Genomic DNA, 5099 nt, shown 5'->3' with positions numbered 1-5099 from the left:
GCAGACAGAACCGGGCGCCAAACCTGCTACGGTTTACCGGGCGCTGGAGTTTCTGACTGAGCAGGGGTTTATTCACAAGATTGAATCAAGCAATGCTTTTTTACTCTGTCATCATTTTGGCCAGCATCATCCGGCACAATTATTGATATGCGATCAGTGTGGCAATGTAACAGAGCTACACTCAGATCTATTGCATGAAGAATTTAACCGTCAGGCAGTCGCGCAAGGGTTTGTGATTAAGCACCAAACTATAGAAGCGCATGGCTTATGCAAAACCTGCAAGGCAAAACAATAAAACTTTTCCATATCAAGGATCTGGCTTGTTAATTTACAAAAAGGTTTCTAATCTTAAACAAGCTGTAGCCCTGATACCGTATTCTGATAGGCGTTGACATGAATGTAGAATTTATAAACCCGTTTTTATCGTCTCTGGTCAATGTGTTAAGTACGATGGCCAACACCACCATCACACCGGGACAACCTCGGATAAAAAAAGATGAAGTGGCACGTGGTGATGTATCCGGCTTAATCGGTATGGTCAGCCCACAAACCAAAGGCTCTTTTTCTATCACCTTTGAAGAGTCGTTAGCAGTAGAAATCATGTTTCGCATGTTGGGCGAGCGGCCAAAAGGCATTACGCCTGATGTCACTGATATGGTCGGCGAAATCACTAACATGGTGACAGGTGGTGCTAAGCGGATACTGGGTGAAAAAGGCTATGACTTCACCATGGCGACACCTGTTGTAGTATCAGGCAAAGGCCATACTATCTCTCATAAGTCAGAAGGTGCGAAAATTCTGATGCCATTTGACTCCGACTTTGGCAAGGTGCATATCGAAGTCAGCTTTGATAAGTAACTACCCGATGCCGACTATAAGAAGATAGTCGGCTGCTGTTTCACAAACGCAGCATTGCGGTATTGTGCTATTACGTCTTTTGCAGCCTGCTCCGAACGCTCTTTACGCTCCCGGTTGCGGTTCGCTTGCTCTATCAACCCTTCGAGTGCTTTGTTCAGCTGCGTTAGCTTATCATCAAGCGCCGATAGCTTATTATCACGCTCTGCGCTGGCTGGTTGCTCTGCCAACGCATCTTTCTCTGCTTCTACCTGTGCTATCTTCTGCTGAATTTCATCGTATTTTTGCTTATCAAGCCCAATGCGATTTGCCAGCATTTGCTCCATCAACTGATCCAGAAAGGCATTCTGTTGCTCAGTCTCAGGCTCGGCATGAGCCGTCGTTTTGCCGGCTTTAGCGTCAGGAGTGACAGCGCTTGCCGATTTTGCGGCAATATCTTGCCGGCTGGCAAACGCATCGGTGCCACTCTCTGGCTTGAGCAACTGATACTGTAACTGAAAGTGGTTAACTGATAAGCCTGACACTGTCATCACCCGTTCCTGCAAAATATGATGCCATAGATGGAGATCACTCAAAGCAGAAAATGTGCCAAGCTGGGCAGGCTGGGAGGTTATTATTCGGCGTAGCTAAACTGCACGCGGCTGGTAATATTACACAGTAATTCATAGGGAATAGTATCTACCCGCTGTGCAAGCTGCTCTACCGGCAACTGTGGCCCCCACAGAATCACATGGTCACCAACTGCTACTGACTGCTGGCCGATATCAACAGTAATCATATCCATAGATACGCGCCCAACAACCGGCAAGCGCTGACCATTAATAACGACGTCGGCATTGTTACTGGCAGCACGCGGATAGCCATCACCGTATCCTATCGCTACAACGGCCAGCCGGGTATCGTGTGCAGCAATCCAACTGCCGCCATAACCCACTGCCTCGCCAGCTTTGACATGCCGCACCGCGATAACACTGCTGCTTAACGTCATGACCGCTTGTAAGCCATGAGCATTGCCACTGACATCTGCCATCGGCGATACGCCGTATAACATCAGGCCAGGCCGCACCCAATCACCGTGGCTTTGCGGCCAGTTTAAAATAGCGGCAGAATTTGCCAGCGATACCTCACCTTCTGCGCCCGAAATCGTCTGACGGAACAGCTGCAATTGCCTGAGCGTTGCCGGGTTCGCCAGCTCATCTGAGCAGGCAAAATGACTCATCAAACGGATCGGCGTTTGCACATTGCTACTTTGACTTAAGCACTGATGTAATTCTTTAAATTCGTCAGGGTAAATACCAAGACGGTGCATACCGGAGTCTACTTTCAGCCACACCCTTACCGGCGCATCCAGCCTGGCAGCTAACAGCGCAGCTGCCTGCTCGCGGTGATGTATTACCAGCTGTAAATTAGACGCAACCACTAGCTGCAGCTCATCCGGGTGAAAAAAGCCTTCCAATAATACTATTGGTTTGGTGATGCCGCCGGCGCGCAGTGCCAGAGCTTCATCAATACGGGCCACACCCAGCGCATCGGCGTGTTTTAATGCCTGCGCCACGGCAAGCATTCCATGGCCATAGGCATTAGCTTTTAACACGGCCAATACCTTGCTGGCAGGAGCCAACTGCTTTACCCGGGCAAAATTATGGTTGAGGGCGCCAAGATCAATAATGGCCTGTGGCCGGCGGCTTTGCATCAATCTTCCTCGAAACGGGCACTACCGGCATAATTATCAAAGCGTGAATAACGGCCATGAAATGTCAGCCTGACCCGGCCTATAGGGCCGTTACGCTGCTTACCGATAATCACCTCAGCGGTACCTTTATCCGGGCTGTCGTCGTTGTACACTTCGTCACGGTAGATAAACATGATTAAGTCAGCATCCTGCTCGATAGAGCCGGATTCACGCAAGTCAGAGTTCACCGGGCGTTTATCGGCCCGTTGTTCAAGTGAACGGTTAAGCTGAGACAGCGCCACTACCGGTACCTTCAGCTCTTTTGCCAATGCTTTTAATGAACGCGAAATTTCAGCAATTTCCAAAGTACGGTTTTCGCTTAACCCCGGCACTGTCATTAACTGCAAATAGTCGACCATGATCATACTCAGGCCACCATGCTCACGTGCTACCCGGCGCGCTCTTGAGCGCACCTCTGTCGGCGTCAGGCCTGAACCATCGTCGATATACATTTTGCCTTTGGTGTTCAAAAGCTCAATGGCGGACGACAGCCGCGCCCAGTCTTCGTCTTCAAGCTGACCGGTCCGCACTTTGGTCTGATCAATACGACCTAAAGACGCCAGCATACGCATCATTATTTGTTCGGATGGCATCTCTAAGCTGAAAATCAGCACCGGCTTATCACTGGTAATAGCAGCATGCTCACACAGGTTCATCGCAAAGGTGGTTTTACCCATCGATGGACGGGCGGCAACGATAATCAGATCCGATGGCTGCATGCCGTTGGTCATTTTATCCAGGTCAACATAGCCGGTAGAGACACCGGTAACGCCATCGTGCGGAGAGCGGAACAGTTCGTCGATTTTTTCAATGGTTTTAGCCAGGATCGCATTGATAGGTTCCGGGCCTTCATTGGCATTGGCGCGCTGCTCAGCAATTTTAAATACCTTGGTTTCGGCAAAATCCAACAGTTCTGCCGAGGTGCGGCCCTGGGTATCGTAGCCGGCATCAGCTATATCGTGTGCGACTGAAATCATATCGCGCACCACGGCACGCTCACGCACGATATCAGCATAGGCCAGAATATTTGCTGCGCTGGGCGTGTTTTTGGCAATTTCACCCAAATAGGCGAAGCCGCCGACATCGTCCAACTGTTGGTTGGCCTCTAAATCTTCAGAAACCGTAATAATATCGATCGGGTGGCTGGATTCTGCCAGACGTGACATGGCTGCAAAAATAAACCGGTGCGCTCGCAAGTAAAAGTCCTGCTCGACCACCTTTTCCGCAACACGGTCCCAGGCATCATTGTCCAGCATTAAGCCGCCAAGCACTGACTGCTCAGCATCTATTGAATGGGGCGGCATTTTAACCGCGGCAACCTGCTTATCTTTTGTACTGCTCATAGCACCTGTATCAGTTAGCGAAAACAGCATAATGCTAACCTGCCACAGGCAGATAACAAAGCAAAGTAACAGAAATTTTTAACGGCTAGGCATCTATGCCGGTGTGATGGCTATATCAGAGGATAAAACGGAGATGATTGGAAAAGCGCACTGCAACTGCAGTGCGCTTTCAAGCAATTAAGCTTCTGCGATTACCACAACTTTAACAGTTGCGATAACTTCAGCGTGTAACTGCAGATCGATGTCGAATTCGCCAGTTTCACGTAAAGTACCGTTTGGTAACTTCACTTCTGCTTTAGACACTTTAACGCCCGCTTCAGTGATAGCATCCGCGATATCGCGAGTACCAACTGAACCGAACAGTTTGCCTTCATCACCAGCTTTAGAAGCGATAGTCACTTCACCCAGCGCAGCAATTTTAGCAGCACGGTCGTTAGCAGCGGCTAAGTCAGCAGCTAATTTAGCTTCTAATTCAGCACGACGAGCTTCGAACTTCTCGATGTTAGCCTTAGTAGCCGGAACTGCTTTACCCTGTGGGAATAAGAAGTTACGAGCATAGCCAGACTTAACAGTTACGTTGTCACCTAAACCACCAAGGTTAGCGACTTTGTCTAACAGAATAATTTGCATTACTTATACCCCTTCTGTATTAGCTGTGTGAGTCGCTGTACGGTAACAGAGCCAGGTAGCGTGCGCGCTTGATAGCACGGGCTAATTGACGCTGATACTTAGCGCTGGTACCAGTAATACGGCTAGGTACGATCTTGCCGCTTTCTGTAACGTAGTTTTTCAGAACAGCGGTATCTTTGTAATCAATCTCTACAGTGCCTTCTGCAGAAAAACGGCAGAATTTACGGCGACGGAAAAAACGTGACATTTGCCTGTCTCCTAACTTATTTGTTCAATGTGTTGTGCGTGCAGTACCAGCTTTGCCTGTCCACTGCGGCTTTGGTGCCGGTTTAAAAAACCGCTTACCTTAACCATGTTGCCCAACGTTAACGCTTTAATATGTTGTGTCAGTTCAGTTCCGGTGAGTACCACCTGTATCCTGACATAAGCCTGGCGGTTTAAGCCGGCTTCCATCTGGTTACTGCGATGTTCCAGTGCCAGAACTGTGTGCGGTATACCCGCCGGACTTTCGCTATGCTCTGGCGCACGACAGATGGTGC

General features: G+C 49.2%; 8 protein-coding genes. 2 read left to right on the top strand and 6 right to left on the bottom strand.

All coding sequences use genetic code 11. The features are described 5' to 3' along the window. On the top strand, window positions 1-295 hold a 295-nt coding region (locus VIN66_RS15100), incomplete at its 5' end, for a transcriptional repressor (RefSeq protein ID WP_331924749.1). A 98-nt stretch (window positions 296-393) separates the two neighbouring features. Next, window positions 394-858: a chemotaxis protein CheX gene (locus VIN66_RS15095; RefSeq protein WP_134057547.1), complete on the top strand. Its 465-nt coding sequence runs from the start codon at window positions 394-396 to the stop codon at window positions 856-858. A 14-nt stretch (window positions 859-872) separates the two neighbouring features. Here VIN66_RS15095 and VIN66_RS15090 read toward each other — a convergent pair whose 3' ends face one another. From VIN66_RS15090 to priB, 6 genes are all read right to left on the bottom strand, one after another. After that, window positions 873-1385, bottom strand: coding sequence for an ABC transporter C-terminal domain-containing protein (locus VIN66_RS15090; RefSeq protein WP_331924748.1), 513 nt, complete (start codon window positions 1383-1385; stop codon window positions 873-875). Window positions 1386-1468: 83 nt separating this feature from the next. Continuing rightward, entirely contained in the window at window positions 1469-2548 is a 1080-nt protein-coding gene (alr, locus tag VIN66_RS15085) for an alanine racemase (protein WP_331924747.1), read from the bottom strand. Continuing rightward, window positions 2548-3930 (bottom strand): replicative DNA helicase, encoded by a 1383-nt coding sequence (gene dnaB / locus VIN66_RS15080; RefSeq protein ID WP_134057553.1) that lies wholly within the window; start codon window positions 3928-3930, stop codon window positions 2548-2550. The genes alr and dnaB overlap by 1 nt, the downstream gene beginning before the upstream one ends. A gap of 177 nt (window positions 3931-4107) precedes the next feature. Next, on the bottom strand, window positions 4108-4560 hold the full coding sequence (gene rplI / locus VIN66_RS15075; RefSeq protein ID WP_331924746.1) for a 50S ribosomal protein L9: 453 nt from the start codon (window positions 4558-4560) through the stop codon (window positions 4108-4110). Window positions 4561-4579: 19 nt separating this feature from the next. After that, entirely contained in the window at window positions 4580-4807 is a 228-nt protein-coding gene (rpsR, locus tag VIN66_RS15070) for a 30S ribosomal protein S18 (RefSeq protein WP_008218940.1), read from the bottom strand. A gap of 11 nt (window positions 4808-4818) precedes the next feature. After that, window positions 4819-5099 (bottom strand): primosomal replication protein N (gene priB / locus VIN66_RS15065; protein WP_331924745.1); only part of this gene is annotated, 281 nt, incomplete at its 5' end.

The organism is Rheinheimera sp., from assembly GCF_036568245.1.
In the GTDB taxonomy this organism is placed as follows: Bacteria; Pseudomonadota; Gammaproteobacteria; order Enterobacterales; family Alteromonadaceae; genus Alishewanella.
The sequence above is the reverse complement of the archived record's forward strand: the minus strand, read 5'-3'. Positions and strand labels throughout refer to the sequence as shown.

Bases quoted from the DNA above. Each gene is read 5' to 3' on its own strand.
- VIN66_RS15095 (WP_134057547.1), top strand. From the start codon at position 394: ATGAATGTAGAATTTATAAACCCGTTTTTATCGTCTCTGGTCAATGTG.
- VIN66_RS15090 (WP_331924748.1), bottom strand. From the start codon at position 1,385: ATGACAGTGTCAGGCTTATCAGTTAACCACTTTCAGTTACAGTATCAG.
- alr (WP_331924747.1), bottom strand. From the start codon at position 2,548: ATGCAAAGCCGCCGGCCACAGGCCATTATTGATCTTGGCGCCCTCAAC.
- dnaB (WP_134057553.1), bottom strand. From the start codon at position 3,930: ATGAGCAGTACAAAAGATAAGCAGGTTGCCGCGGTTAAAATGCCGCCC.
- rplI (WP_331924746.1), bottom strand. From the start codon at position 4,560: ATGCAAATTATTCTGTTAGACAAAGTCGCTAACCTTGGTGGTTTAGGT.
- rpsR (WP_008218940.1), bottom strand. From the start codon at position 4,807: ATGTCACGTTTTTTCCGTCGCCGTAAATTCTGCCGTTTTTCTGCAGAA.